Below are 24593 nucleotides of genomic sequence, written 5' to 3' on the forward strand. Positions count from 1 at the left end.
AGGAAACCCATGCGCGTACTGGTCAGCAACGACGACGGCGTCGACGCCCCCGGCATCCGAATCCTGGCAGAGGGCCTGCGCAGCGCGGGCCACGAAGTGTATGTGGTCGCGCCCGACCGCGACCGCTCCGGTGCCAGCAACTCGCTGACGCTCGACTTGCCGATCCGGCTGAAGCGCATCGACCACTACACCTGCAGCATCGCCGGCACGCCGACCGACTGCGTGCACCTGGCGTTGACCGGCATGCTGGAGTTCGAGCCGGACATCGTGGTGTCGGGCATCAACAACACGGCGAACCTGGGTGACGATGTCATCTATTCCGGCACCGTGTCGGCAGCGATGGAAGGCCGCTTCCTGGGCCTGCCGGCGGTGGCGATGTCGCTGGTCACCAAGAACCACGACGCCAGACATTACGAAACCGCGGCGCGCGCCGCCGTGGAGATCGTGGCGCGCCTGAAATCCGATCCGCTGCCTGCCGACACCATCCTCAACGTCAACGTGCCCGACCTGGCATGGGGCGACGTGCGTGGCTTCGAAGTCACGCGCCTGGGCAACCGCCACCGCTCCGAGCCCTGCGTGCCGCAGCCGGATCCGCGCGGCCACACCGTCTACTGGATCGGTCCCGCGGGACGCGAGCAGGATGCAGGACCGGGCACCGACTTCCATGCGGTGCGTACCGGGCACATCTCGATCACGCCGATCCACGTCGACCTGACGCGCTACCAGGCGCTGGAGAAGGTGGCGGGCTGGGTCGGCGGCCTGACCGCCGCGCTCGAGGGCTCGGCATGACGCCACGGTTGCGGTTGCAGCCCGAAGCGGTGGGCATGGGCATGACTTCGCAGCGCGTACGCGACCGCCTGGTCGAGCGGCTGCGCGAGGCGGGCATCGCCGACGAGCGCGTGCTTAACGCGATCCGCACGCTGCCGCGCCATCTGTTCGTCGACGAAGCACTCGCCACGCGCGCGTACGAAGACACCGCGCTGCCGATCGGGCACAGCCAGACCATCTCGCAGCCGTGGGTGGTGGCGCGGATGACCGAGGTGCTGCTGGAGACGGAGCCGAAGAAGGTGCTGGAAATCGGCACGGGCTCGGGTTACCAAGCGGCCGTGCTGGCCGTGCTGGGACTGGAGGTCTACACCGTCGAGCGCATCGGCGACCTGCTGCGGCAGGCACGCAAGCGGCTGCGCCAGCTCGGCATGAACGTGCGCAGCAAGCACGACGACGGCCGTATCGGCTGGGCCGAACACGGCCCCTACGACGCCATCATCGTGACCGCCGCCGCGCCGGCGCTGGTGCCGGTGCTGGTCGAACAGCTCGCCGTCGGTGGGCAACTCGTCGCGCCGGTCGGTGGCAGCGGTTCGCAGTCGCTGGTGCGGCTGGTGAAGTGCGCCGACGGCAGCGTCGAGGAAACGACGCTGGCGCCGGTGGTGTTCGTGCCGCTGCTGTCCGGCACCCTGGATTGAACCACGTGAAGCATTCTCCGCACGACAACGGACTTCCCGACAGCGCCGCATCGCTCGGCGAGCAGGTTGCCGGCATCATCGAGCGACTGCCACCCGACAAGCTCAGCCTGGGCGAACTGCTGGACGTCTTCAGCGATGAAGGCCTGCTGCTGCTGACCATCCTGCTGACGCTGGTGTTCCTGATCCCGGTGTCGATCCCCGGCGTGAGCACCGTGTTCGGCGCGGCCATCCTGCTGGTCGGCATCAGCCGCCTGTTCGATCGCCCGCTGTGGTTGCCGAAGCGCATCAAGGACAAGGCCCTGCCGGCCGATCGCCTGCGTCCGGGGCTGACGTCGGGGCTGGTCTGGGTGCGCCGGATGGAGAAGATCAGCCGCCCGCACCGGCTGCGTTTTTTCGTCGACGGGCCAGGGCAGGGCGTCATCAACAACCTCGCCTTCATCCTGGCGGCGCTGCTGCTGATGGCGCCTTTCGGATTCGTGCCATTCAGCAATACCCTGCCAGCCTTGGCGCTGCTGCTGTATGCCATCGGATTCATCCAGCGCGACGGGGGCGCGATCCTGCTGGGCCATCTGGCCAACATCGGCACGATCGTCTACTTCAGCGTGCTGATCGGCGGTGGCGGCGTGGCTGCCCGCGAACTGTTCCAGCGATTGACCGGCTGAGCCGTGCGGCTCCAGCCCTGAGAGGAAACGACCGAACGCATGACCACGACGCTTCGCTCCGGCCATCGCATCACGCGCGCCCTTCTTATCGGCATCGCCATGGCCGTGCTCGGCGCCTGCTCTACCACGGTGGTGCGCGAACCCTCCGGATCGTCGCCTGCGCGGCAGACATCGCAGGGCAAGCCCGGCGCGACGGTGCGCGTACAGCGCGGCGACACGCTGTACGGCATCGCGTTCCGCAATGGCGTGGACGTCAACGACTTGGCCCGCTGGAACAACCTGGCGGCGCCGTACACCATCTATCCCGGGCAGTCGCTCAAGCTGTTCCCCGGCAGCGGCGGCAGCCGTCCTGCGACGACGGCGACCACCACCGCGCCCAGCAGGCCGGCGACGAGCACGACGACACGCCCGACGCCACCGCCCGCAACCGTCACCCGGCCCGTGGCGACGCCTGCGCCGGCGAGCAGCGGTTTCTCCTGGCGCTGGCCGGCTGACGGTCACCTGATCGGCCGCTTCGTCGCCGGTGATGCCACCAAGCAGGGCGTCGATATCGCCGGGACCGGCGGCCAGGCCGTGCGTGCGGCCGCGGACGGCGTGGTGGTGTATTCCGGCGCCGGCCTCGTGGGCTACGGCGAGCTGATCATCGTCAAGCACAGCGAAGCCTGGCTGTCTGCGTACGGCCACAACCGCAAGCGACTGGTCAATGAAGGTCAGAGTGTCAAGGCCGGCCAGCAGATCGCGGAAATGGGCAGCAGCGGCGCCTCGCGCGAAATGCTGCACTTCGAGATCCGCCACAACGGCAAGCCGGTGGATCCGCTGCAGTACCTGCCGGCGCGCTGAGGCCATGACGCAGCCCTCCGCGATGTGGCGCACATCGGCCATCGTGGCCGTGGCGCTGGTCATGGCGCTGCTAATGGCCGCCTGCCAACGCCCACGCAGCGCGCCCGTCGCGTCGACGATCGATGTCGTCACCCTCAACCTCTGGCATGACAAGCAGGACTGGCCGCATCGGCAGGACATGATCGTGGCCGAGCTGAAAGCGCTGGCGCCCGACGTCATCGTGCTGCAGGAAGTGCTGCAGGACACCGCATTGCCGAACCAGGCACAGGTGCTGGCCACGCGCCTGGGCTATCGGTACCGCTTCTTCTCGGCCGACGCGCCGGACCAGGCCCGGCGTTATGGCAACGCCATCCTGGTCAGGGGCGCCATCGAGCAGTCGCGGGAGATGAAGCTGGCGCCGCTGGACGACTACCGCACGGCAGGCTGGGTGCGGACCACGATCGATGGGCATCCATTGAACGTCTACGCCACCCATCTGCACTACAAACCCGAGGGCGGCGCGATCCGCCGTCAGCAGATAACGGGACTGCTGGCGCTGATGGACGAGACCGCGGGCGACGCGGCGTCCGTCATCGGTGGCGATTTCAATACCCGCTCCGATACGCCGGAACTGGCGCCGTTGCGCACGCGCTTCGTGGAAGCCTACGAACAGGCCCACACCGGCGAGAACGCCAACACCCCGGCCCATACCACGCTCAATTCGCACCTGGGCCATCCGCCGATCCGGATCGACCATGTGTTCGCCCAGCGCGATGTCTTCCGCGTTGTCGCTGCGAGCATCATCCTGGATCAGGCCGACGCCAGCGGCGCCTGGCCCTCCGACCACTACGGCGTCCGGGTGCGGCTGGCGCGCGTCTCCGACTGATCGGTGGCACGCACGCACAGCGAGGTGCCGCGGCGATAGTCGGTGCCCCAGGTGCGATGCCCGGCCGTGTCGATGTGGATCTTTGTCGGCGAGTAGAAGCCCAGCCCCATCCTCAGCGCAGGCCCCTGCCGGCGCCAGAAGTCGCACAGCGCGGCCACGTGGCCGTCGTGGGACAGGTCGAAATCCAGCGCATTGTTGAGGACATGGCGGCTGCGGCTGCTTCCGCCAGAGCACTGGTTCACGTCGGGCGAGCGATAGCCCGAGCGCACGTTCGCGCCCGTGACGATGCCCATCGCCTGCAGCTGCGCCACGACGCGCAGCGTTGGCACGATCGCCGTGACGCGGTCCTGTGGCGGCAGCAGGAATTCGGGAGCGTCGCAGGCCCGCCAGCGCCGGCTCGAGCGCAGCAGGGCATGCATCGGCACGACATCCCCGACGCCGGCATCGGTCAGCATGCGCTGGTAGTCGGCCAGGCCGTTCGCGTCGGCACGCTGTCGCCACTGCTCGTAGCGCTGTGCGGCGTCCGGCGACGGGCCGGTGCATGCGGTGGCGGAGAGCGCGGCGAGCAGCAGGAACAGGCGCCGCATCGTCGCGATGGGGTCAGCGCGGTGCCAGCAGGAATCCGGCCACGACCTTGCGCGACTCGCTGGCCAGCACGTTGTAGGTGCGGGCAGCGGCGGCGTTGGTCATGACTTCCAGGCCCACGCCCTGGCGCAGGCAGGCGGCCATGACGGCGGCAGGCGGGAAGACCTGGCGTTCGCCGGTCCCCAGCAGGATCACTTCCGGCTGCAGGGCGAGCAGCGGCGCCAGGTCGTCCGGCGTCAGCGCGGCGCTGTCGCGCACCGGCCAATCCTCGACGAGCTGCTGCGGCGACAGGATGAAGCTGGATGCCAGCGTGCGGTCGTTCACCCGGGCGGCGTGGCCGTCGGCGGAGCGCAGGCTGAAGGCGTAATCGGGCAGTTCGTGGTTCAGCTGCATGGCGGCTGGCGCGCCTGGCTCAGCCGCGCGGCAGCACGATGTGCCGGCGTTCCTTGCTCGGGCGATACAGCACGGCGGTATGGCCGATGCGCTGGACCAGGGCGGCGTCGGCCTGGGCGGCCAGGTCGTCGATCATGGCATCGCGCGCGTCCCGGTCTTCGCCGGTGACCTTGACCTTGACCAGTTCGTGCTGCTCCAGCACGGCGTCCAGTTCGGCGATGAAGGCCGGCGTGACGCCCTTGTTGCCGATCTGCAGCAGCGCCTTCAGGTCGTGGGCCTGGCCGCGCAGGAAGCGGGTCTGGGCAGCGGTCAGGGCTACGGGCATGCGGCACGGTACGGGTCGAAAAGGGGGATCAGGGTATCATGACGACCCCCACGAACGGCTCCGGCGGCTCCCGTCGCAGCGTGCCCGGAGACCTTGCCGACATGGCCACCCGCAGCAAGAGCAGCCAGCGCTGGCTCAAGGAACACTTCTCCGATCCCTACGTGAAGAAGGCCCAGGCCGAGGGCCTCCGGTCCCGTGCCGCCTACAAGCTGGAAGAACTGCTGGAGCGCGACCGCCTGCTCAAGCCGGGCATGGTCGTCGTCGATCTGGGCGCCGCGCCGGGCGGCTGGTCGCAGTTCGTCCGCCAGGCGCTGGGCGACAGCGGCCGCGTGGTGGCGATGGATATCCTCGACATGCCGCCGCTGGCCGGGGTGGACTTCCTTCATGGGGATTTCAGGGAGGACAGCGTCCTATCGCAACTGGAAGCCATGCTGGACGGTGCACCGGTGGACCTTGTGCTGTCCGATATGGCCCCCAATAAGAGTGGTGTGGATGCGGTGGACCAGCCGCGGATGATGCATCTGGCGGAGTTGGCGATGGAGTTCGCCGACGCCCACCTGAAGCCGGGCGGGGCGTTCCTGATCAAGCTGTTCCAGGGGGCGGGCTCCGACGACTACATCCGCGAGCTTCGCCGCCGCTATGACAAGGTGGCGATCCGCAAGCCGGACGCGTCCCGCAAGCGCTCGCCCGAGGTGTACGCCCTGGGACAGGGCAAGCGGGCCCAGATCAAGTAAGGTGGCCTAACGTGCGTATGAGCAATAAGGAACAGCGGAGCCGATGCGGATGAACGACCTGACCAAGAATCTGCTGCTGTGGGTAGTCGTCGCCGTCGTGCTGATGGTCGTCTTCCAGAGCTTCTCGCCGAAGGGCGGCGCCAGCGCTCCGGGCGGCCCGATCACCTATTCCGAGTTCCTGCAGGAAGTCGAATCCGGTCGCGTGGCGTCGGTGAAGTTCACCAACGAAAGCAATCTCGCCACCAACGCGATCGACTTCAAGCGCAAGGACAGCTCGTCCGGCACCGTCTACGGTCCGCAGGACGACAAGCTGATCGACACACTGCTGGACAAGAACGTCGCCATCGACCGCGAGCAGCCCGCCAGCGGCATCAGCCTGACGGCCATCCTGCTGAACTTCCTGCCGGTCCTGCTGATCATCGGCTTCTGGATCTTCATCATGCGGCAGATGCAGGGCGGCGGCGGCGGCGCGAAGGGCGCGATGTCCTTCGGCAAGTCGCGCGCCAAGCTGCAGGGCGAGGACCAGGTGAAGGTCACCTTCGCCGACGTCGCCGGCTGCGACGAGGCGAAGGAGGAAGTCGGCGAGCTGGTCGAATTCCTGCGCGACCCCGGCAAGTTCCAGAAGCTCGGCGGCAAGATCCCGCGCGGCGTGCTGATGGTCGGCCAGCCCGGCACCGGCAAGACGCTGCTGGCCAAGGCCATCGCCGGCGAAGCCAAGGTGCCGTTCTTCAGCATCTCCGGTTCCGACTTCGTCGAGATGTTCGTCGGCGTCGGCGCCAGCCGCGTGCGCGACATGTTCGAGCAGGCCAAGAAGCACGCGCCCTGCATCATCTTCATCGACGAGATCGACGCCGTCGGCCGCCATCGTGGTGCCGGCCTGGGCGGCGGTCACGACGAGCGCGAGCAGACCCTCAACCAGCTGCTGGTCGAGATGGACGGCTTCGAGGGCGGCGAAGGCGTCATCGTGATCGCCGCGACCAACCGTCCCGACGTGCTGGACCCGGCGCTGCTGCGTCCGGGCCGCTTCGACCGCCAGGTCGTCGTGGGCCTGCCCGACGTGAAGGGCCGCGAGCAGATCCTGCGCGTGCACATGCGCAAGCTCCCGCTGGCCGACGACGTCGAGCCGATGGTCATCGCACGTGGTACGCCGGGTTTCAGCGGCGCGGACCTGGCCAATCTCTGCAACGAGGCGGCGCTGTTCGCCGCACGCGAGAACGCGAAGGAAGTCCGCATGGACCACTTCGACCGCGCCCGCGACAAGATCCTGATGGGCGCCGAGCGCCGTTCGATGGCGATGAGCGAGGACGAGAAGACGCTCACCGCCTACCACGAGGCCGGCCACGCCATCGTCGGCCGCCTGGTGCCCGAGCACGACCCGGTCTACAAGGTCACCATCATCCCGCGTGGCCGCGCGCTGGGCGTGACGATGTACCTGCCGGAAGGCGACAAGTACTCGCTGAACCGCGTGGCGATCGAATCGCAGCTGTGCTCGCTGTACGGCGGTCGCGTTGCGGAAGAACTGATCTTTGGTGCCGACAAGGTCACCACCGGCGCGTCCAACGACATCGAGCGTGCCACCAAGATGGCCCGCAACATGGTCACCAAGTGGGGCCTGAGCGACGAGATGGGCCCGATCGCCTATGGCGAGGAAGAGGATGAGGTCTTCCTCGGCCGCTCGGTGACGCAGCACAAGAACGTCTCCAACGAGACCGCGCGCAAGATCGACGAAGTCGTGCGCATCATCCTGGACCGCGCCTATGGCCGGACCAAGACGATCCTGACGGAGAACATGGACAAGCTGCACACCATGTCGCAGTTGCTGCTGCAGTACGAAACCATCGATGCGCCGCAGATCGACGCCATCATGGAAGGCCGCGAGCCGCCGCCGCCGATGGGCTGGGGCAAGAACGGCAAGGACGACGACAAGCCCGAGTCGCGCCCGCTGCCCCCGATCGGGGGACCGGCCGCGCAGACCTGAGACGCGTTGCCAGCGTGATGACGAAAGGCCAGACTGATGTCTGGCCTTTTTCTTTGCGTGGGATTCCATGGCAGGCGACGACAAGCGTCCGAAACATCCGATGCTGCCGGTCGGCATCGGAGCAGGCATCGCGATCGGTGTCGCGATCGGGTCGGCGATGGACAACATCGGCGCGGGTATCGCCATCGGCCTGGCGCTTGGCGTCGCGTTCGGGGTCGGCTCGGGCGCGTTCTCCCGCGGCGACGACCAGGAAGGGAAGAAGTGATGTTCGATACCACGCCCGTGCTGGACTGCGCCGGTCGCATCCTCAAGCTCGATCGCCCGCAGGTCATGGGCATCGTCAACGTCACGCCGGATTCGTTCTCCGATGGCGGCGCGCACGACACCACCGAGGCCGCCGTCGCGCATGCGCTGGCGCTGGTGGAGGAAGGCGCCGACCTGCTCGACATCGGCGGCGAATCGACGCGACCGGGCGCCGACGAGGTATCGCTGGAAGAGGAACTGCGCCGCGTGTTGCCGGTGATCGAGCGACTCGCCGCACGCGTGCAGGTGCCGATCAGCATCGACACCTCCAAGCCCGAGGTGATGCGCGCGGCCGTGCAGGCGGGCGCGGGCATGATCAACGACGTGTACGCGCTGCGTCGCGAGGGCGCGCTCGATGCGGCTGCCACGCTGGGCGTGCCGGTGGTGCTGATGCACATGCAGGGCGAGCCGCGCTCGATGCAGGCCGCGCCGGACTATGACGATGTCGTCGGCGACGTGCATCGCTTCCTCGCCGAGCGCATCTTCGCGGCCGAGATGGCGGGCATTCCGAAGAAGCGGCTCGTCATCGATCCGGGCTTCGGTTTCGGCAAGGACACCACGCACAACCTGCAGCTGCTGGCGCAACTCGAACGCTTCGTCGAACTCGGCGTGCCGGTGCTGGCCGGCCTGTCGCGCAAGCGCAGCATCGGCCAGCTCACCGGACGCGATGTGCCCGCGGAGCGCATCTTCGGTTCCGTGGCGGCGCACCTGATCGCGGCGCAACGCGGTGCCATGATCGTGCGGGTGCATGACGTGGCCGCCACCGTGGATGCGCTGAAGGTCTGGAACGCCGTCGCCGCGATCCCGACCCCCCGCAAGGCCGCCGCCACGCCGGCGATCCGCTGGCCTGACGACGACTGAGTCGCCGGCGCCGGCATCCGGTCCGTTGGCCCGGGAGTCGACCGCGGGAAGCCGCGCCATGCGCATCGCCATCCTGCTGTTGCTGCTGCCGCTTGCGGCATGCGATCCCGCACCGCCGCCGTCGACGGCGGCCGCTGTGGCCATCGCACCGGCACCTCCGCCGGGTGATCCCGTCGAAGGCCTGCGCGTCGCCACGCGGGTGGGCTGCAACGGCTGCCACGGCGCCGATGGCGGCGGCAAGGTGTTCCAGGAGAATCCCGAACTCGGCCGCATCGTCGCGCCCAACCTGACCCGGCGACGCGCGCTGTACGACGATGACACGCTGACGGCGCTGTTGCGCGAAGGGCGCACGCACGACGGGCACGTGCCGTGGGGCATGCCGATCAAGATGTTCCAGCACCTCAGTGACCGCGAAGTGCGCGACATCACCGCATGGTTGCGCGCACTGCCGGCCGTCGAGAGCCCTGCGTTGCCGGAAGGCAAGTGGTCCGATGGCCTGGTGAAGGCGACCGAAGACGGCACGCATCCGTGGCTGCCCGACATGCAGCCCGATGCCGGCAACCGTCCGCCTGCGACGCCACCCACGCCGCCGCTCGCACTGGGGCGTCACCTGGCGATGACGACGTGTACCGAATGCCATGCCTGGGACCTCAACGGCTGGGAAGGCGATCCCGCGCCGTCGCTCATCGTCGCCAAGGCCTACACGCTGGAGCAGTTCACCCGGTTGATGCGGACCGGCGAAGTTGCCGCGGGCGGACAATCGAAGACCGGCATGATGAGCGGCGTCGCGGCGTACCGCTACAAGGTACTGACCGACGACGAAATCGCGGCGCTGAAGTTGTTCCTCGATTCGCGCTGACGCAATGCCTGCGGTGACGTGGGCGGATGCGACAATGCCGGCATGCCGCTCGACGCACGCCCTTCCGCCATCGCCATCATGGGCCCGACCGCCTCGGGCAAGACGGCGTTCGCGCTGGACGTGGCCGAACGTCTCGGCGGCGAGATCGTCAGCGTCGATTCGGCGCTGGTCTACCGCGGTCTCGACATCGGTGCGGCCAAGCCCACGGCGGAGGAACAGGCGCGCGTGCCGCATCACCTGCTGGATGTGCGCGACCCGTGGCAGACGTATTCCGCGGCCGAGTTCGCGCAGGACGCGCGGCGCGCAATGGACGACATCACCGCGCGCGGTCGGTTGCCGATCCTGGCCGGCGGGACGGGGCTGTATTTCCAGGCCTTGCTCGAAGGCCTGGCCGCGATGCCGGCGGCCGACGCCGCGGTGCGCGCCGACATCAGTGCGCAGGCGCAGGCGCGCGGCTGGCCGGCGCTGCATGCGGAGCTGGCGCAGGTCGATCCCGCTGCCGCCGCCCGCATCCATGCCACCGATCCCCAGCGCATCCAGCGCGCGCTGGAGGTGTACCGCCTGACCGGCAGGCCGATCAGCCAGTGGCAACAGGACGCCCGCGGTGCGCGCCTGCCGTTCCGCGTGCTGAAGCTGGTGCTGGCGCCGAGTGATCGCGCCGTCCTGCACGACCGCATCGCGCTGCGCTTCGACCTGATGCTGCAGCAGGGCTTCCTGGAAGAAGTCCGCCGCCTGCGTGCATTGCCTGCCATGCAGGCCGTGGCGGCACCGCTCGACCTGCCGGCGGTGCGCGCCGTGGGTTATCGCCAGGCCTGGGAATACCTGGACGGGCAGGGCAGCGCCGCCGACTTCCGCGACCGTGCCATCGCCGCCACGCGCCAGCTCGCCAAGCGCCAGCTGACCTGGCTGCGCGGCGGGCTCGATGCGCGCTGGTTCGATCCGGCCACGGATCGTGCCCGACTGGATGCGGCGCTGGCCCTGTTCCTGCCGACTTCGTGAGCCTTACGTGCCGGAGTGACCGGAAGTGGGACCTGCTGCCTGACTCGGCAACGCCCCCGCGGGCCGATGTTGTGTAACATCGGGGCTTCCGGGCGGCAGGGGAGCAGTTCGCCGGCCCGGTACGGCAGCACATACCTAACTATAAGAACGCAAGGCGGGAGTACGTCATGTCCAAGGGGCAATCCCTGCAGGATCCTTTCCTGAATGCACTGCGGCGCGAGCGCGTCCCGGTGTCGGTCTACCTGGTCAACGGCATCAAGCTGCAGGGCACCATCGAATCCTTCGACCAGTTCGTGGTCCTGCTGCGCAACACGGTCAGCCAGATGGTCTACAAGCACGCCATCTCCACCGTGGTGCCGGCGCGCAACGTGCGCGTGGGTCCGGGCGGCGGCTACGTGCAGCAGGGTGACGAGGACGCGGAAGGCGGCGACGACGAAACCGCGTGATAATGCGTGCCTCGCTTGAAGAGGCACGACCCCATTGTTTGAAAGATCCCGCAAGGGCGAGCATGCGTTGCTGATCCAGCCGCATGCCGGCGGCCGTCCGGACGACGGCATCACCGAAGAGTTCAGCGACCTGGCGCGCTCGGCCGGCGCGACCATCGCCGCGCTGCTGACCGCCCGCATCGACCGCCCCAATCCCTCCACGCTGATCGGCAGCGGCAAGCTGGAGGAAGTGAAGGCGGCGGCCGATGCCACCGGCGCCGACCTGATCCTGGTCAATTTCCCGCTGTCGCCGGGCCAGGAACGCAACCTGGAAAAACTCCTGCAGCGCCGCGTGCTGGACCGCACCGGGCTGATCCTCGACATCTTCGCCCAACGTGCGCGCAGCCACGAAGGCAAGCTGCAAGTGGAACTGGCGCAACTGCGCCACATGGCCACGCGTCTGGTGCGCGGCTGGACCCACTTGGAGCGCCAGCGCGGCGGCTCGATCGGCCTGCGCGGCCCCGGCGAAACCCAGCTGGAAACCGACCGCCGCCTGCTGCAGAAACGCGTCGAGCAACTGCAGAAGCGGCTCGAGAAAGTCGAAGTGCAGCGCACCCAGATGCGCCGCGCCCGCGTGCGCAGCGAACTGCCGCGCGTGGCCCTGGTCGGCTACACCAACGCCGGCAAGTCCACGCTGTTCAACGTGCTGACCGGCGCCGAGGCCTACGCGGCCGACCAGCTGTTCGCCACGCTGGACCCGACCGTGCGCCGCATCGACCTGCCCGGCGGCGCGGTGGTGCTGGCCGACACCGTCGGCTTCGTGCGCGACCTGCCGCACGAACTGGTCGCCGCGTTCCGTTCCACCCTGAGCGAAGCGCGCGAGGCCGACCTGCTGCTGCACGTCATCGATGCCGCCGATCCGCACCGCGAGGAACGCATCGCCCAGGTCGACGAAGTGCTGCAGGAAATCGGTGCCGGCGACCTGCCGCAGATGCTGGTGTTCAACAAGATAGACCGCATCGAAGGCGCGGCGCCGCGTCACGACCAGCCCGATCTCGGCGTCGACGAAGGCGATGCGCCCAGCGCCGGCATGGGCCGCGAGCGCGTGTGGCTGTCGGCGCGCGACGGCATCGGCATCGACCTGCTGAAGGGCGCGCTGGCGCAGCGGCTGGGCTTCCAGCGCGTGCGCGGCGAACTGGTCCTGCCGGCGAATTCCGCGCGCCTGCGCTCGCGCCTGCACGCGCTCGGCGCGGTGCTGGCGGAGGACTTCGACGAGAACGGCTGGCGCGTCACCGTCGACCTCGCCCTGGCCGATGCCCAGCGCCTGGCCTCGCAGGCCGGCGGGCATCCGCTGGAAGCCCTGCTGCCGCAGGCGGAGCGGGAAGACTGGCAGTAGAGGCGCCGCCTGCTGTCTGTAGGAGCGACGTCAGTCGCGACCGGGGCGTGTCATCACCACGATCAACGACCTGCCCGCCAAGCTGCGCGGTCGCGACTGACGTCGCTTCTACAGGAGGGCGGCGCCCATGACCTCCCGGCCTTGCCTCCCGGCCGGGCCGCCCCTATCTAGTAGAATCGAAACCTGCGCCGGCCCCGGCCGCGCGAATCTTTCAGAATGGAGTGGGCATGGCCTGGAACACCCCTGGCAGCGGCAGCGGCGGATCTGGCAACAACGGCAACCGGAACAACAACTGGAAGCCGCGCAACCCGCAGGGAAGCGGCGGCATCGGTGACGTGGTCGAACGCCTGCGCGGCCTGTTCGGCGGTGTCGGCGGCGGTGGCAATCCGCTGCGCTGGGTCCTGCTGGGCATCGGCCTGCTGGCCCTGTTCTCCAGCTTCCAGCTGATCGGCGAACAGGACCGCGGCGTCGTGCTGCGCTTCGGCCAGTACGCGCGCACCATGCAGCCGGGCCCGAACTTCAAGTTCCCCTGGCCGATCGAAAGCGTCACCAAGGTCAACGCCACCGGCGTGCGCACCTTCAGCAACAGCCTGCCGGTGCTGACCCGCGACGAGAACATCATCACCGTGTCGTTCAACGTGCAGTACCGCGTCGGCGATCCCAAGCTGTTCCTGTTCGGCACCACGGACGCCACCCGCGTGCTCGAGCAGACCGCGCAGAGCGCGGTGCGCGAAGTGATCGGCCGCTCCAACCTCGACGCCGCACTGAATGCGCGTGGCCCGCTGTCCGCCGCCGCCAGCACCGCGCTGCAGGGCTCGCTGGAGGCCTACCGCACCGGCCTGGTCGTCACCGAACTGAGCCTGCAGGACGCGCGTCCGCCGGAACAGGTCAAGCCGGCCTTCGACGAAGTCAACAGCGCCCAGCAGGAAAACGAGCGCGTGGTCAGCCAGGCCCGCGCCGAAGCGGCCAAGATCGTGCCCGAGGCGCGCGGCCAGGCGCAGGGCGTGCGCACCGCGGCGGAGGGTTACAAGACCGCCGCCATCGCCAAGGCCACCGGTGACGCCACCCGCTTCAGCCTGCTGCTGGACGAGTACCGCAACGCGCCGGAAGTCACCCGCAAGCGCCTGTGGCTGGATACCGTCCAGCAGGTGCTGGCCGGCAACCGCAAGATCGTCGGCAGCGACGGCCGCCAGGTGCTCTACGTGCCGATGGGCAATGCCCCGGCGCCGACCCAGCCGCCGGCCGGCGTCATCCCCACCGAGGTGCTGCCGCAGGTGGAGAGCATCCCGTCCAGCGCCAGAAGCTCCGTGCGCACCCCCCGCCGCGAGGAGGCGCAGCCATGAGGAATTCCCTGATCGTCGGTATCGTCGTGGCCGTGCTGCTGGGCCTGATGGGCTCGGTGTACGTGGTGCGCGAAGGGCAGGTGGGCCTGGTGCTCAACCTGGGCCGCGTGGTGCGCAGCGAGATCGGCCCCGGCCTGCACTTCAAGCTGCCGCTGGTCGAAACCGCGCGCGTGTTCGACCGCCGCTTCACCGCCAACGAGTTCCCGCCGGAGCGTTCGCTGACCTCCGAGCGCAAGGACGTCAGCGTCGACTTCATCGCCATCGGCTTCATCGTCAACGCGGCGGATTTCTACCGCGCCACCGGCGGCAACCCGGAGACGGCGACCGACCGCCTGGCGCCGATCATCAAGGAATCGCTGCGCAACGAGATCAACTCGCGCACGCTGACCCAGCTGGTGTCCGGCAACCGCAACGAGCTGATCGAGAAGCAGCTGCCGGGCATCAACGCCGGCGCGAAGACCCTGGGCATGCAGATCGTCGACATCCGCTTCAAGCAGATCGACCTGCCCACCGACAGCGAAGTCATCGGACAGGTCTACGACCGCATGAGCGCCGAGCGCAAGCAGGTGGCCAGTGCGCTGCGCGCACAGGGCGCCGAACAGGCGCGGATCGTGATGGCGCAGGCCAACCGCGACGTCGCGGTGCTGCTGGCCGAGGCCGAGCGCGATGCGCAGAAGCTGCGCGGTGAAGGCGATGCCGAAGCCGCCCGCATCTACGGCGAGGCCGCCGGTCGCGACGCCTCGTTCTACGCCTTCCAGCGCAGCCTCGAGGCCTATCGGGCCTCGTTCAAGGACGGGCAGGGTGTGATCGTGCTGGACAAGGACGATCCCTTCCTCCAGTACATGCGCAGCGACCGCTGAGTGTCCTCCGCGCCGGCCGCCCACGAGGCGGCCGGCGCCGTTTCAGCCCTCCGTCTTCATTGCCTCGCCATCGCCGGCGAGCCAGGAATCACGCCCATGTCCGAACTCTGGTCCGCCCTCTGCCTGGTCGCCATCCTCGAAGGCCTGGTGCTGTTCGCCGTGCCGGCCAGCTGGAAGCGCGCCGTCGTGCAACTGCTGCGGATGTCCGACGGCCAGGTGCGCGCGGTGGGCGGGTTCATCCTGATCTTCGGACTGACGTTTCTATGGGCGTTGAAGCGCTGAGTACCGCGCGTATCAAGCGGTGTGCCTGAGCGCGCCGTCGGCCTGTTGTCCGATCCTTTGGTGTCTTTCCGGTAGCGGACGGGAAAGCGCCCCTCATCCGCCCTCCGGGCACCTTCTCCCCGCTCCGCAGGGAGAAGGGAAGAGCGACGGCCGGCTTTCTTTGCAGGGAGAAGCGAAGGGCAGCGGCCGGCTTTTCCTTCTCCCCGTGCCAACGGGGAGAAGGTGCCCGGAGGGCGGATGAGGGGCGCTTTCCTATCCGCCACGACAATCCTTATTGATGAGAGCCGGCGCTGGCTTCTCCTTCTCCCCGCGTGCGGGGACAAGGTGCCGAAGGCGGATGAGGGGCGAGCGCGATGGTGATGGCGGCCAGCACCGCATCCGTCTCGCGCAACACCAGGTCGTTCCAGAATCGCAGAACCCCGAAGCCTTCGCGCCGCAGCCGAGCCGTACGCACCGCGTCGTATGCGACGCCATCGAGGTGCTGGCTCCCGTCGAGTTCGATCACCAGTCCAGCCTCCAGGCAGACGAAGTCCGCAAAGTAAGGTCCGATCCTGTGCTGTCGACGGAATTTCCATCCCAGCAGGCGACGGTTCCTCAGCTGCCGCCAGAGTGTCCGTTCGGCGTCGGTCTGCTCGCGACGCAGGCGGTGCTCGCGTTCGTGGTCCAGGGTGCTGCGCATGGAGGGTCTCCGAGGGAATGGAGACAGCGTCGGTGGCGATTGGCGTCGATGGGATCGGGAAAGGGCGTGGACGCGGATAGGAAAGCGCCCCTCATCCGCCCTCCGGGCACCTTCTCTCCGCTTCGCAGCGAGAAGGGAAGCGCAGGCATGGGCTTCTCCTTCCCCTCGTGCCGACGGGGGAGAAGGTGCCGAAGGTGGATCAGGGGCCGCTCTTCACCCCATTTCTGAACACCCAACGCGCCACGCCCTCCAGGGTAGCCCCCGTCCCCGGAAACCCGGATAATGCACAAAAGCCGGACGGGCTCCCTGCGTGGGAAGACCGCCGGCTTTTTCCGTGTCTGGGCCCGGCGTGGCGGGCGGCTCCCCGATGGAGCCTGCCGGCGGCAACGGCGCCATGGACCAGCGCGACCCCTTCCGGCGGCCCCGATGGCCGCCAACAATCGAGGAGTTACCCGTCATGGGTCAGTCAGTCGTCGTTCTCGGCGCCCAGTGGGGCGATGAAGGCAAGGGCAAGATCGTCGATCTGCTCACCGAGGAAATCGGTGCCGTCGTCCGCTTCCAGGGCGGCCACAATGCCGGCCACACGCTGGTCATCGGTGGCAAGAAGACCGTTCTTCACCTGATTCCCTCCGGCATCCTGCGACCCGACGCGCTGTGCCTGATCGGCAACGGCGTGGTGCTGTCGCCGGCCGCGCTGATGAAGGAAATCGCCGAGCTGGAAACCGCCGGCGTGGAAGTGCGTTCGCGCCTGAAGATCTCGCCGGCCACGCCGCTGATCATGCCGTACCACATCGCCCTCGATCAGGCCCGCGAAAAGGCCGCCGGCGGCAAGGCCATCGGCACCACCGGCCGCGGCATCGGCCCGGCGTACGAAGACAAGGTGGCGCGCCGCGGCATCCGCGTCGCCGACCTGCACTACCCCAAGCAGCTGGAAGAACTGCTGCGCACCGCGCTGGACTACCACAACTTCGTGCTGACCAAGTACCTGGGCGTCGACGCCGTCGACTTCCAGAAGACCTACGACGAAGCGCTCGCCTTCGGCGACTACGTGCAGCCGATGAAGTCCGACGTGGCCGGCATCCTGCACGACCTGCGCAAGCAGGGTAAGCGCGTGCTGTTCGAAGGCGCGCAGGGCGCGCTGCTCGACATCGACCACGGCACCTATCCCTACGTCACCAGCTCCAACACCACGGTCGGCGGCGCGTACGCCGGCACCGGCGTGGGCGCGGACGCGATCGACTACGTGCTGGGCATCTGCAAGGCCTACGCCACGCGCGTCGGCGGCGGCCCGTTCCCGACCGAACTGGACGACGCGATCGGCCAGGGCATCCGCGACCGCGGCCAGGAATACGGCGCCTCCACCGGCCGTCCGCGCCGCTGCGGCTGGATGGACATCGTCGCGCTGAAGCGTGCCGTCGCCATCAACGGCATCTCCGGCCTGTGCATCACCAAGCTCGACGTGCTGGACGGCATGGAGAAGCTGAAGGTCTGCATCGCGTACGAGTACCGCGGCAAGCGCACCGAATACGCGCCGCTGGATGCGGGCGGCTGGGAAGAATGCACGCCGGTGTACCTGGAATTCCCGGGCTGGGACGAGAACACCCACGGCGTCACCGAGTGGGACAAGCTGCCGCCGGCCGCACGCGCCTACCTGCGCGCGCTGGAGGAACTCTCGGGCTGCCCGCTCGCCATCGTCAGCACCGGTCCGGACCGCGAGCACACCATGGTGCTGCAGGATCCGTTCGCATAACCGAACGGACGTTCAGCCAGGGCTGTCCTGTTATCGCAGGACAGCCCGACAGAGTGAGGTGTGCAGGGATTGCACGCCGCACCGAAAGGAAGCCCCGCGAGCGCGGGGCTTTTTTGTGCGGCAGCGACTGGCCGGAGATCCCGCGCCACCGCCCAGGACCGTCGTCCCATCCCTTCGATTGCGCTGCGTCGGCCCTCCGTGCCGACGGCACGTGCGCGCCCAGCTTCCGCGGAGTAGTACGCCATGCACGCCCAACACGATCCGGCCCACGATATCCCCGACCTGGACGTCGACGGCACCGAGTCGCCTGTCGACCTCATCGATCGCCGCGACGACGCGGCCGCAGACGATCCGGTCGCCTTGCGCTCCGGCCTGTCGCGTGCCCAGCTCGGCACGCTGGAGACGATGGAGAGCTTCCACTGGCGGCTGGCGTTCGTGCGCTGGCCGGTGTTCAAGGCCCCTATCCCGGTGTTGTTCAACCGCGACGGCACCCGCTACGTGGTGATCCGCGAGGACGGCAGCATCGATGAACGGCCCACGCTGCAGCTGCGTTCGTGATCGCGCATCGCCTGTCCGCAGGGCGCCATCCGTTCCGGCATGCGCCTTGCATGGGTCATCACGACGCTCAATGACGGCCGCGACTTGCCGTTATCGCTGACAGGTGTCGACCGTAATCGCTGGAGTTTCCCCATGTACCGCAACGCCGCCCGTGCCGCCGTCATCACTGGACCTTGGACCGCCCCCGCGCCGGGCAGCCGTCCGGTCGCATCCGAGCGCCGCAAGCCCGCGCCGGCACAGGATCCCGACGCGATGCGCGCAGGCCTGACGCCCGCCCAGCTGACCACGCTGGAAGCGATGGAGATCTTCCGCTGGCGGCTGGCCTTCGTGCGCCGTCCGCTGTTCCAGGCGCCGATTCCCGTGCTGTTCGACAGCGGCGACACGCGCTACGTCGTCATCGAGGAAGACGGCACCCTCAACGAGCAGCCCACGCTGAAGCTGCGCGTCTGACACGCCGGCGGCGTCGACATCGCTGAACCCCGACTGGCTTTCGAAAAGCCGTCCTCACGTTGTGTTCCTGCCGGCCGATACAGGGTGTAGCCCTGCGCGCGCGGCATGCGCGCGTGTTCTTCCACGCCATCAGGAGACCCCCACCGGATGTCGGATCCGCAACGCCCCCGTGACCTCCCCGAGCCGGACACCGCCGGCACCGCACCCCGAACGCCCGAGCGCCGCAAGGGCGCCCCGACCATGGAAGAGGCCGCGCTGCTGGCCGGCCTGACGCCCGCGCAGCAGGCCACCGTGCAGACCATGGAAGCCTTCCACTGGCGGCTGAAGTTCGTGCGCCGCCCGTTGTTCAAGACCCCCATCCCCGTGCTGTTCAACCGCGAAGGCGATCGCTACGTGGTGGTCAACGAAGACGGCACGATCGATGAGAACCCGACGCTGAAACTCCGCGACTGAGTCTCCGCTTCGCGCGCCGGCGACGTCGGCTCCGCGCGACATTCCCACGACATCCCCCCGCCATCATCCGCCCCGCACACGCCGTCCTGCGTGTGCCGTGGCGCGTCGATGCGCGTTGCGGAACCGGAGTCAGAGGAATGCCTTCCCCATGAAGCGCGGTCGCATCGCTGTTGTCCTGGCCGTCATCGGCGTCGTCGCCGTGGCTTCGCTCATCGTCGTCGCCGGCGGCGACGACACGGCCGACCCCACCGCCACGCCGGTGCCGGTGCTGTCGGTGAGCATGACCACACCGCAGGTGGCCACGCTGCCCGTGCAGGTGCCGGCGACCGGCAACGTCGTCGCCTGGCAGGAGGCCAGCGTCGGTGCCGAAGCGGACGGCCTGCGCCTGACCGAGGTGCGGGTGAACGTCGGCGACGTGGTGCGGCGCGGCCAGATCCTCGCCACGTTCGACGCCGGCCTGGTCGATGCCGACCTCGCCGAGGCGCGCGCCGCGGTGGCGCTGGCCGCCGCCGAGTCGGCCGACGCGCAGGCCAATGCCGAACGCGCGCGCCAGCTGGACGGCACCGGGGCGATGTCGGCGCAGCAGATCAGCCAGTACCTCGCCGCCGCCGACGCGGCGCGGGCGCGCCTCGACGGCGCCCGCGCGACCGAACAGCGCCATCGCCTGCGCCGTGCGCATACGCGCGTGCTCGCGTCCAGCGACGGCATCATCACCGCGCGCAGCGCCACCGTCGGCGCGGTGGTGCCGGCCGGGCAGGAGCTGTTCCGCCTGATCAAGGACGGCCGGCTGGAATGGCGCGCGACGGTCGCCGTCGCCGACCTCGACCTGCTGTCGGCGGGCCAGGCCGTGCAGCTGCAGCTGCCGGGGCACGCGCCGGTGCGCGGCGCGCTGCGCATGGTCGCGCCGGACATCAACACGCAGACCCACAGCGGCCTGGTCTACGTCGACCTGCCGCGCTCCGATGCGATCCGTGCCGGCGCCTTCGTCACCGGCCACATCGACGTCGACGAAGCCGCCACGCTGACGCTGCCGCAGGCCGCGGTGCTGCTGCGCGATGGCTTCCACTACGTCATGCAGGTCGGGCCGGCCTCGGACGTCGTCGCGAAGAAGGTCCGCGTCGGCCGCCGCGTCGGCGACCGCATCGAGATCACCGCCGGCCTCGCTGCCACCGATGCGGTGATCGCGGCCGGCCTCGGCTTCCTCGGCGAGGGCGACACCGTGCGCGTGGTCGAGGTGCCGCGCGGCGCGGCGGCCGGGCCCGCGCGCAGCCATGCCGAAGCGCTGGCGCGGAGCGCGCCGTGAACCTCAACGTCTCCACCTGGTCGATCCACAACCCGGTCGCCACCACGCTGCTGTTCATCCTGCTGACACTGGCCGGCATCGGCGGTTTCCTGGCGATGAAGGTGCAGAACTTCCCCGACATCGACTTCCCGGTCATCACGGTGACGGCCGCGCTGCCCGGCGCCTCGCCCGCGCAGCTGGAGAATGATGTCGCGCGCCGGATCGAGGATTCGCTGGCCAACGTGCAGGGCCTGAAGCACATCGTCACCACGCTGACCGACGGTACCGCCACGATCACCGCCGAGTTCCAGGTCGGCAAGCCGGTGCAGGAGGCGATGGACGACGTGCGCGATGCCGTTTCCGCCACCCGCGCCATGCTGCCGGCCGACCTGGAAGACCCGATCATCCGCAAGCGCGAGCTCGCCTCCGCGCCGGTGCTGACCTACACCGTGTCCTCGGCGACGCGCGACGACGAAGCGCTGTCGTGGTTCGTCGACAGCCAGGTCAGCAAGAAGCTGCTGGCGGTGCCCGGCGTCGGCGCGGTGTCGCGCGTCGGCGGCGTCGACCGCGAGGTGCGAGTCGATCTCGATCCGGTGCGCCTGCTGGCCTTCAACGCCACCGCCGCCGACCTGTCGCGGCAGCTGCGCGAACTGCAGCAGGAAGCCTCCGGCGGCCGCGTCGATGTCGGCGGCCGCGAACAGTCCGTGCGCACCATCGCCACGGTCGAGACGGCGCGGGACATCGCGCGCCTGGATGTGTCCCTGAGCGACGGCCGCCGGTTGCGCGTGGACCAGGTGGCCGACGTCACCGATACCGTCGCCGAGCCGCGCTCGCTGGCGCTGATGGATGGGCGGCCGGTGGTGGCGTTCGACGTGCTGCGTTCGCGCGGTGCCGGCGAACTCGACGTGGCCGAGGCCTCGCGCGCGGTGATCGACGAGCTGCGCACCGCGCATCCGGAAATCGTCTTCGCCGAGGCGGTGGACCACGTGACGCCCATCGCCGAGAACTACCACGGCTCGATGATGCTGCTGTACGAGGGCGCGGCGCTGGCGGTGCTGGTGGTGTTCTGCTTCCTGCGCGACGGCCGCGCCACGCTGATCGCCGCGGTGGCGCTGCCGCTGTCGGCCATCCCGACCTTCGCGGTGATGCACCTGATGGGCTTCAGCCTCAATACGGTGTCGCTGCTGTCGCTGTCGCTGGTGGTCGGCGTGCTGGTGGACGACGCCATCGTCGAGATCGAGAACATCGAGCGCCACCTGCTGATGGGCAAGACGCCGATGCGCGCAGCGACCGAAGCGGCCGACGAGATCGGGCTGGCGGTGGTGGCCACCACGTTCACCCTGATCGCGGTGTTCCTGCCCACCTCGCTGATGGGCGGCGAGGTGGGCATGTACTTCGTGCAGTTCGGCTGGACCGCGGCGGTGGCGGTGTTCTTCTCGCTGGTGGTCGCGCGCATGCTGACGCCGACGATGGCGGCCTATCTGTTGAAGGCGCCGAAGAAAGTGCACGCGCCGCCGCGCTGGCTGGCGCGCTACCTGGATCTGGTCGGTGTCTGCCTGCGCCATCGCGCGGCGACGGCGGCGGCGGCCGCGTTGCTGGTGGTGTCGGGACTCGGCGTGGCCGCGCTGTTGCCGGGCGAATTCATCCCCGCCGACGACGGCAACCAGGCGCAGGTGACGCTGACCCTGCCGCCGGGCAGCACGCTGCAGGACACGCGCGCACTGGCCGAACGCGCGCGCGACTTCATCGCCGCGCACGCCGAGGTGGTCTCGGTCTACACCGCTATCGGCGCGAGCAGCGGCGGCGGCGAACCCGGCGAGGACGCGCAGCCCGGCACCGTCACCCGCGCCACGCTCACCGCCAACCTGGCGCCGCGCGGCGAGCGCGACCTCACGCGGCAGCAGATCGAAGCCCGCCTGCGCGAGGATCTGCTCGACCTGCCGGGCGCGCGCATCCGCGTCGGCGGTGGCGACGACGAGGGCTACGAACTGGTGCTGACCTCGGAGGACGGCGCCGCACTCGCACGCCATGCCGCGGTGGTCGAACGCGAACTGCGCGGCATTGCCGGCGTCGGCGCGGTGACCTCGTCGGCCAGCCTGGTGCGGCCGGAGCTGGTGGTGCGGCCCGACTTCGCGCGTGCCGCCGACTTGGGCGTAACCTCGGCGGCCATCGCCGAGACGCTGCGCATCGCCACCGCCGGCGACTACCGCCAGGACCTGGCCAAGTTGAACCTCAGCGAGCGGCAGGTGCCGGTGGTGGTGCGGCTGGCCGACCGCGGCCGCGACGACCTCGACACGCTGCGCCGCCTGCCGGTGCCCGGCGCGCGCGGCCCGGTGCCGCTGGAAAGCGTCGCCGACCTGCAGCTGCTGACCGGCCCCTCGGAACTTACGCGCTACGACCGCATGCGCAACGTCGAGTTCGCCGTCGAACTCAACGGACAACCGCTGGGCGATGTCGAAGCCGCCGCCGACGCGCTGCCCAGCCTGCGCAACCTGCCGCGCGGCGTGGCCCACGCCGCCACCGGCGAAGCCGAGGTCATGGGCGAACTGGTGGTCGGTTTCGCCGTCGCGATGCTGGCCGGCATCTTCTGCGTCTACGCCGTGCTGGTGCTGCTGCTGAAGGACTTCGCGCAGCCGCTGACCGTGCTGGTGGCGCTGGTGCTGGCGATTCCCGGCGCGTTCCTGGCGCTGTTCCTCACCGGCGCCTCGCTGTCGATGCCGTCGATGATCGGGCTGATCATGCTGATGGGCATCACCACCAAGAACTCCATCCTGCTGGTGGACTACATCGTCATCGCGCGCCGCGACCACGGCATGGAGCTGCGCGACGCCATCGTCGACGCCTGCCGCAAGCGCGCGCGGCCGATCGTGATGACCACGCTGGCGATGGGCGCCGGCATGCTGCCGGTCGCGCTCGGCATTGGCGCGGATCCGAGTTTCCGCGCGCCGATGGCGATCGTCGTCATCGGCGGACTGATCACCTCCACCGTGCTGTGCCTGCTGGTGGTGCCGGTGGTCTACAGCCTGGTCGACGACGCCATCGACCGCGTGCGCACGGTCATCGGCGCGCGCCGGCATCCGCAGACGCCGGCGGTGGAGACAGGCGTGTGAATGCGATGCACGGGATACGCATCGGTGCAGGTCCTTTTTGCGCGGCGGGGGTCAGGCAAGCGCCCCCGTCCGCGCCTTTTTTCCTGCGGGATATCCCATGAACGTCAGCACGCTCGCGCTGGCCGCGGTCGCCCTCTATGCGGCCGCGTCCATCGCCTACGTCTACCGTTGGCGCGGCCGGCGGCGCTATGCCGGTGTCGGCGACTACCTGCGCAAGAGCTGGCCGGTGTTCGCGCCGTTCAACTGCCTGCTGTACCTGGCCACGCACCGTTTCGCACGGCGGCCGGTGATCGACAGCCGCTACCTCGACGGTATCTCCATCCTGCGCGCGCACTGGCCGCGCATCCGCAGCGAGGCGCTGGCGCTGTACGCCAGCGGCGCGCTGGAAGCGACCAGCCAGCCCGGCTCGGCCGGCTACCACGACCTCGGTTTCCGCACGTTCTACAAGCGCGGCTGGCAGAAGTTCTACCTCAGCTGGTACGGCACGCCGCACGCGTCGGCGCAGCGCTTGTGCCCGGAAACGCTGTGGCTGCTGGCGCAGGTGCCGGGCATCCGCGCGGCGATGTTCTCGGTGCTGCCGCCGGGCGCGGAACTGACGCTGCACTCGGATCCGCTGGCGTGTTCGTTGCGCTACCACCTGGGCCTGGTCACGCCGAACGACGATGCCTGCTTCATCGACGTCGACGGACAGGCGCTGTCGTGGCGCGACGGCCAGGACTTCGTGTTCGACGAGACCTATCCGCACTACGCGCGCAACGACACCGACACGCTGCGGCTGATCCTGATGTGCGACGTCGAGCGGCCGATGAACCCGTTCGGCCGCGCGTTCAACCGGCTGTACTCGCAGCTGGCGCGCGCGCTGGCCGTGCCCAATACCGACGAGGACCGGCGCGGCGCGCTGACCGCACTGTTCGCCGCCGTCGCACCGCTTCGCACCCGCGCGGTCGTGCTGAAATCGCAGCGCCGCGGCATGTACGTGCTGCTGAAGTATTCGTTGAACACGATGCTCCTGCTGCTCGCCTTCCTGCCTGTTTACGCCGTGCTACAGTGGATCGAGCGCGCGGGCCTGGCGGCGTTGTACTGATGCCCGCGCGATCTTCTGCTCCCTGTTCCCGCCTGTCCGCGCGTTCCGAGGCGC

27 protein-coding genes are annotated in these 24593 nt (G+C 69.2%); 23 read left to right on the top strand and 4 right to left on the bottom strand.

Annotation, left to right across the window (positions count from 1 at the left end; translation table 11 throughout):
* Window positions 1-9 precede the first annotated feature (9 nt).
* Genes surE through AC04MD_RS01000 form a run of 5 tightly spaced genes read left to right on the top strand, consistent with a single transcriptional unit; the run spans window position 10 to window position 3830 of the window.
* The gene (surE, locus tag AC04MD_RS00980; RefSeq protein ID WP_475495476.1) at window positions 10-789 is read left to right on the top strand and encodes a 5'/3'-nucleotidase SurE; all 780 of its coding nucleotides are present in this window, start codon (window positions 10-12) and stop codon (window positions 787-789) included.
* Complete coding sequence (locus tag AC04MD_RS00985; protein ID WP_475495477.1) at window positions 786-1463, top strand: protein-L-isoaspartate(D-aspartate) O-methyltransferase; 678 nt, start codon at window positions 786-788, stop codon at window positions 1461-1463. The genes surE and AC04MD_RS00985 overlap by 4 nt, the downstream gene beginning before the upstream one ends.
* 5 nt (window positions 1464-1468) lie before the next feature.
* Window positions 1469-2125 (top strand): exopolysaccharide biosynthesis protein, encoded by a 657-nt coding sequence (locus tag AC04MD_RS00990; RefSeq protein ID WP_475495478.1) that lies wholly within the window; start codon window positions 1469-1471, stop codon window positions 2123-2125.
* Window positions 2126-2164: 39 nt separating this feature from the next.
* Window positions 2165-2965 carry a peptidoglycan DD-metalloendopeptidase family protein gene (locus AC04MD_RS00995; protein ID WP_475495479.1) on the top strand — a complete coding sequence of 267 codons (801 nt, stop codon included), beginning with the start codon at window positions 2165-2167 and terminating at the stop codon, window positions 2963-2965.
* A gap of 4 nt (window positions 2966-2969) precedes the next feature.
* Window positions 2970-3830 (top strand): endonuclease/exonuclease/phosphatase family protein, encoded by an 861-nt coding sequence (locus AC04MD_RS01000; RefSeq protein WP_475495480.1) that lies wholly within the window; start codon window positions 2970-2972, stop codon window positions 3828-3830.
* Here the strand turns inward: AC04MD_RS01000 and AC04MD_RS01005 are convergent.
* From AC04MD_RS01005 to yhbY, 3 genes are read right to left on the bottom strand one after another with little or no spacing between them, the layout of a single operon-like run.
* Window positions 3791-4417, bottom strand: a complete 627-nt coding sequence (locus AC04MD_RS01005) for a D-Ala-D-Ala carboxypeptidase family metallohydrolase (RefSeq protein ID WP_475495481.1) — start codon at window positions 4415-4417, stop codon at window positions 3791-3793. The genes AC04MD_RS01000 and AC04MD_RS01005 overlap by 40 nt on opposite strands.
* A 13-nt stretch (window positions 4418-4430) precedes the next feature.
* A complete protein-coding gene (locus tag AC04MD_RS01010) occupies window positions 4431-4808 on the bottom strand; it encodes an Mth938-like domain-containing protein (RefSeq protein WP_475495482.1) in 378 nt (125 codons plus the stop codon).
* A 19-nt stretch (window positions 4809-4827) separates the two neighbouring features.
* Window positions 4828-5133: a ribosome assembly RNA-binding protein YhbY gene (gene yhbY / locus AC04MD_RS01015; protein ID WP_475495483.1), complete on the bottom strand. Its 306-nt coding sequence runs from the start codon at window positions 5131-5133 to the stop codon at window positions 4828-4830.
* A 101-nt stretch (window positions 5134-5234) separates the two neighbouring features.
* On the opposite strand from yhbY, the gene rlmE reads away from it, so the two are divergent.
* From rlmE to AC04MD_RS01070, 11 genes are all read left to right on the top strand, one after another.
* Entirely contained in the window at window positions 5235-5867 is a 633-nt protein-coding gene (rlmE, locus tag AC04MD_RS01020; RefSeq protein ID WP_475496145.1) for a 23S rRNA (uridine(2552)-2'-O)-methyltransferase RlmE, read from the top strand.
* A gap of 49 nt (window positions 5868-5916) precedes the next feature.
* Window positions 5917-7845 (top strand): ATP-dependent zinc metalloprotease FtsH, encoded by a 1929-nt coding sequence (ftsH, locus tag AC04MD_RS01025; RefSeq protein ID WP_475495484.1) that lies wholly within the window; start codon window positions 5917-5919, stop codon window positions 7843-7845.
* A 67-nt stretch (window positions 7846-7912) separates the two neighbouring features.
* Window positions 7913-8110, top strand: coding sequence for a glycine zipper domain-containing protein (locus AC04MD_RS01030; protein WP_475495485.1), 198 nt, complete (start codon window positions 7913-7915; stop codon window positions 8108-8110).
* Window positions 8110-9009 (top strand): dihydropteroate synthase, encoded by a 900-nt coding sequence (gene folP / locus AC04MD_RS01035; protein WP_475495486.1) that lies wholly within the window; start codon window positions 8110-8112, stop codon window positions 9007-9009. The genes AC04MD_RS01030 and folP overlap by 1 nt, the downstream gene beginning before the upstream one ends.
* A gap of 58 nt (window positions 9010-9067) precedes the next feature.
* Window positions 9068-9868 carry a c-type cytochrome gene (locus AC04MD_RS01040; RefSeq protein WP_475495487.1) on the top strand — a complete coding sequence of 267 codons (801 nt, stop codon included), beginning with the start codon at window positions 9068-9070 and terminating at the stop codon, window positions 9866-9868.
* Between the two features lie 42 nt (window positions 9869-9910).
* Entirely contained in the window at window positions 9911-10867 is a 957-nt protein-coding gene (gene miaA, locus AC04MD_RS01045) for a tRNA (adenosine(37)-N6)-dimethylallyltransferase MiaA (RefSeq protein WP_475495488.1), read from the top strand.
* Window positions 10868-11034: 167 nt separating this feature from the next.
* The gene (gene hfq / locus AC04MD_RS01050; RefSeq protein WP_062355623.1) at window positions 11035-11313 is read left to right on the top strand and encodes an RNA chaperone Hfq; all 279 of its coding nucleotides are present in this window, start codon (window positions 11035-11037) and stop codon (window positions 11311-11313) included.
* Window positions 11314-11347: 34 nt separating this feature from the next.
* A complete protein-coding gene (gene hflX / locus AC04MD_RS01055) occupies window positions 11348-12688 on the top strand; it encodes a ribosome rescue GTPase HflX (protein ID WP_475495489.1) in 1341 nt (446 codons plus the stop codon).
* 227 nt (window positions 12689-12915) lie between these two features.
* Entirely contained in the window at window positions 12916-14031 is a 1116-nt protein-coding gene (gene hflK, locus AC04MD_RS01060) for an FtsH protease activity modulator HflK (protein ID WP_475495490.1), read from the top strand.
* On the top strand, window positions 14028-14891 hold the full coding sequence (gene hflC / locus AC04MD_RS01065) for a protease modulator HflC (RefSeq protein WP_475495491.1): 864 nt from the start codon (window positions 14028-14030) through the stop codon (window positions 14889-14891). The genes hflK and hflC overlap by 4 nt, the downstream gene beginning before the upstream one ends.
* A gap of 96 nt (window positions 14892-14987) precedes the next feature.
* On the top strand, window positions 14988-15173 hold the full coding sequence (locus tag AC04MD_RS01070; RefSeq protein ID WP_475495492.1) for a DUF2065 domain-containing protein: 186 nt from the start codon (window positions 14988-14990) through the stop codon (window positions 15171-15173).
* Between the two features lie 271 nt (window positions 15174-15444).
* Here the strand turns inward: AC04MD_RS01070 and AC04MD_RS01075 are convergent, their stop codons facing one another.
* Entirely contained in the window at window positions 15445-15852 is a 408-nt protein-coding gene (locus tag AC04MD_RS01075; RefSeq protein ID WP_475495493.1) for an endonuclease domain-containing protein, read from the bottom strand.
* 457 nt (window positions 15853-16309) lie between these two features.
* Here AC04MD_RS01075 and AC04MD_RS01080 point away from each other — a divergent pair, with 457 nt between their 5' ends.
* The 7 genes from AC04MD_RS01080 (at window position 16310) to AC04MD_RS01110 (ending at window position 24539) form a co-directional block, all read left to right on the top strand.
* Entirely contained in the window at window positions 16310-17602 is a 1293-nt protein-coding gene (locus AC04MD_RS01080; RefSeq protein ID WP_475495494.1) for an adenylosuccinate synthase, read from the top strand.
* 243 nt (window positions 17603-17845) lie between these two features.
* Window positions 17846-18160: a hypothetical protein gene (locus tag AC04MD_RS01085; RefSeq protein WP_475495495.1), complete on the top strand. Its 315-nt coding sequence runs from the start codon at window positions 17846-17848 to the stop codon at window positions 18158-18160.
* 132 nt (window positions 18161-18292) lie between these two features.
* Entirely contained in the window at window positions 18293-18610 is a 318-nt protein-coding gene (locus AC04MD_RS01090) for a hypothetical protein (RefSeq protein WP_475495496.1), read from the top strand.
* A gap of 147 nt (window positions 18611-18757) precedes the next feature.
* Window positions 18758-19063, top strand: coding sequence for a hypothetical protein (locus tag AC04MD_RS01095; protein WP_475495497.1), 306 nt, complete (start codon window positions 18758-18760; stop codon window positions 19061-19063).
* A 148-nt stretch (window positions 19064-19211) separates the two neighbouring features.
* Window positions 19212-20366, top strand: a complete 1155-nt coding sequence (locus tag AC04MD_RS01100; RefSeq protein ID WP_475495498.1) for an efflux RND transporter periplasmic adaptor subunit — start codon at window positions 19212-19214, stop codon at window positions 20364-20366.
* The gene (locus AC04MD_RS01105) at window positions 20363-23455 is read left to right on the top strand and encodes an efflux RND transporter permease subunit (RefSeq protein WP_475495499.1); all 3093 of its coding nucleotides are present in this window, start codon (window positions 20363-20365) and stop codon (window positions 23453-23455) included. The genes AC04MD_RS01100 and AC04MD_RS01105 overlap by 4 nt, the downstream gene beginning before the upstream one ends.
* Before the next feature lie 97 nt (window positions 23456-23552).
* Entirely contained in the window at window positions 23553-24539 is a 987-nt protein-coding gene (locus AC04MD_RS01110; RefSeq protein WP_475495500.1) for an aspartyl/asparaginyl beta-hydroxylase domain-containing protein, read from the top strand.
* Window positions 24540-24593 lie beyond the last annotated feature (54 nt).

Source organism: Pseudoxanthomonas sp. LjRoot206 (genome assembly GCF_056175725.1).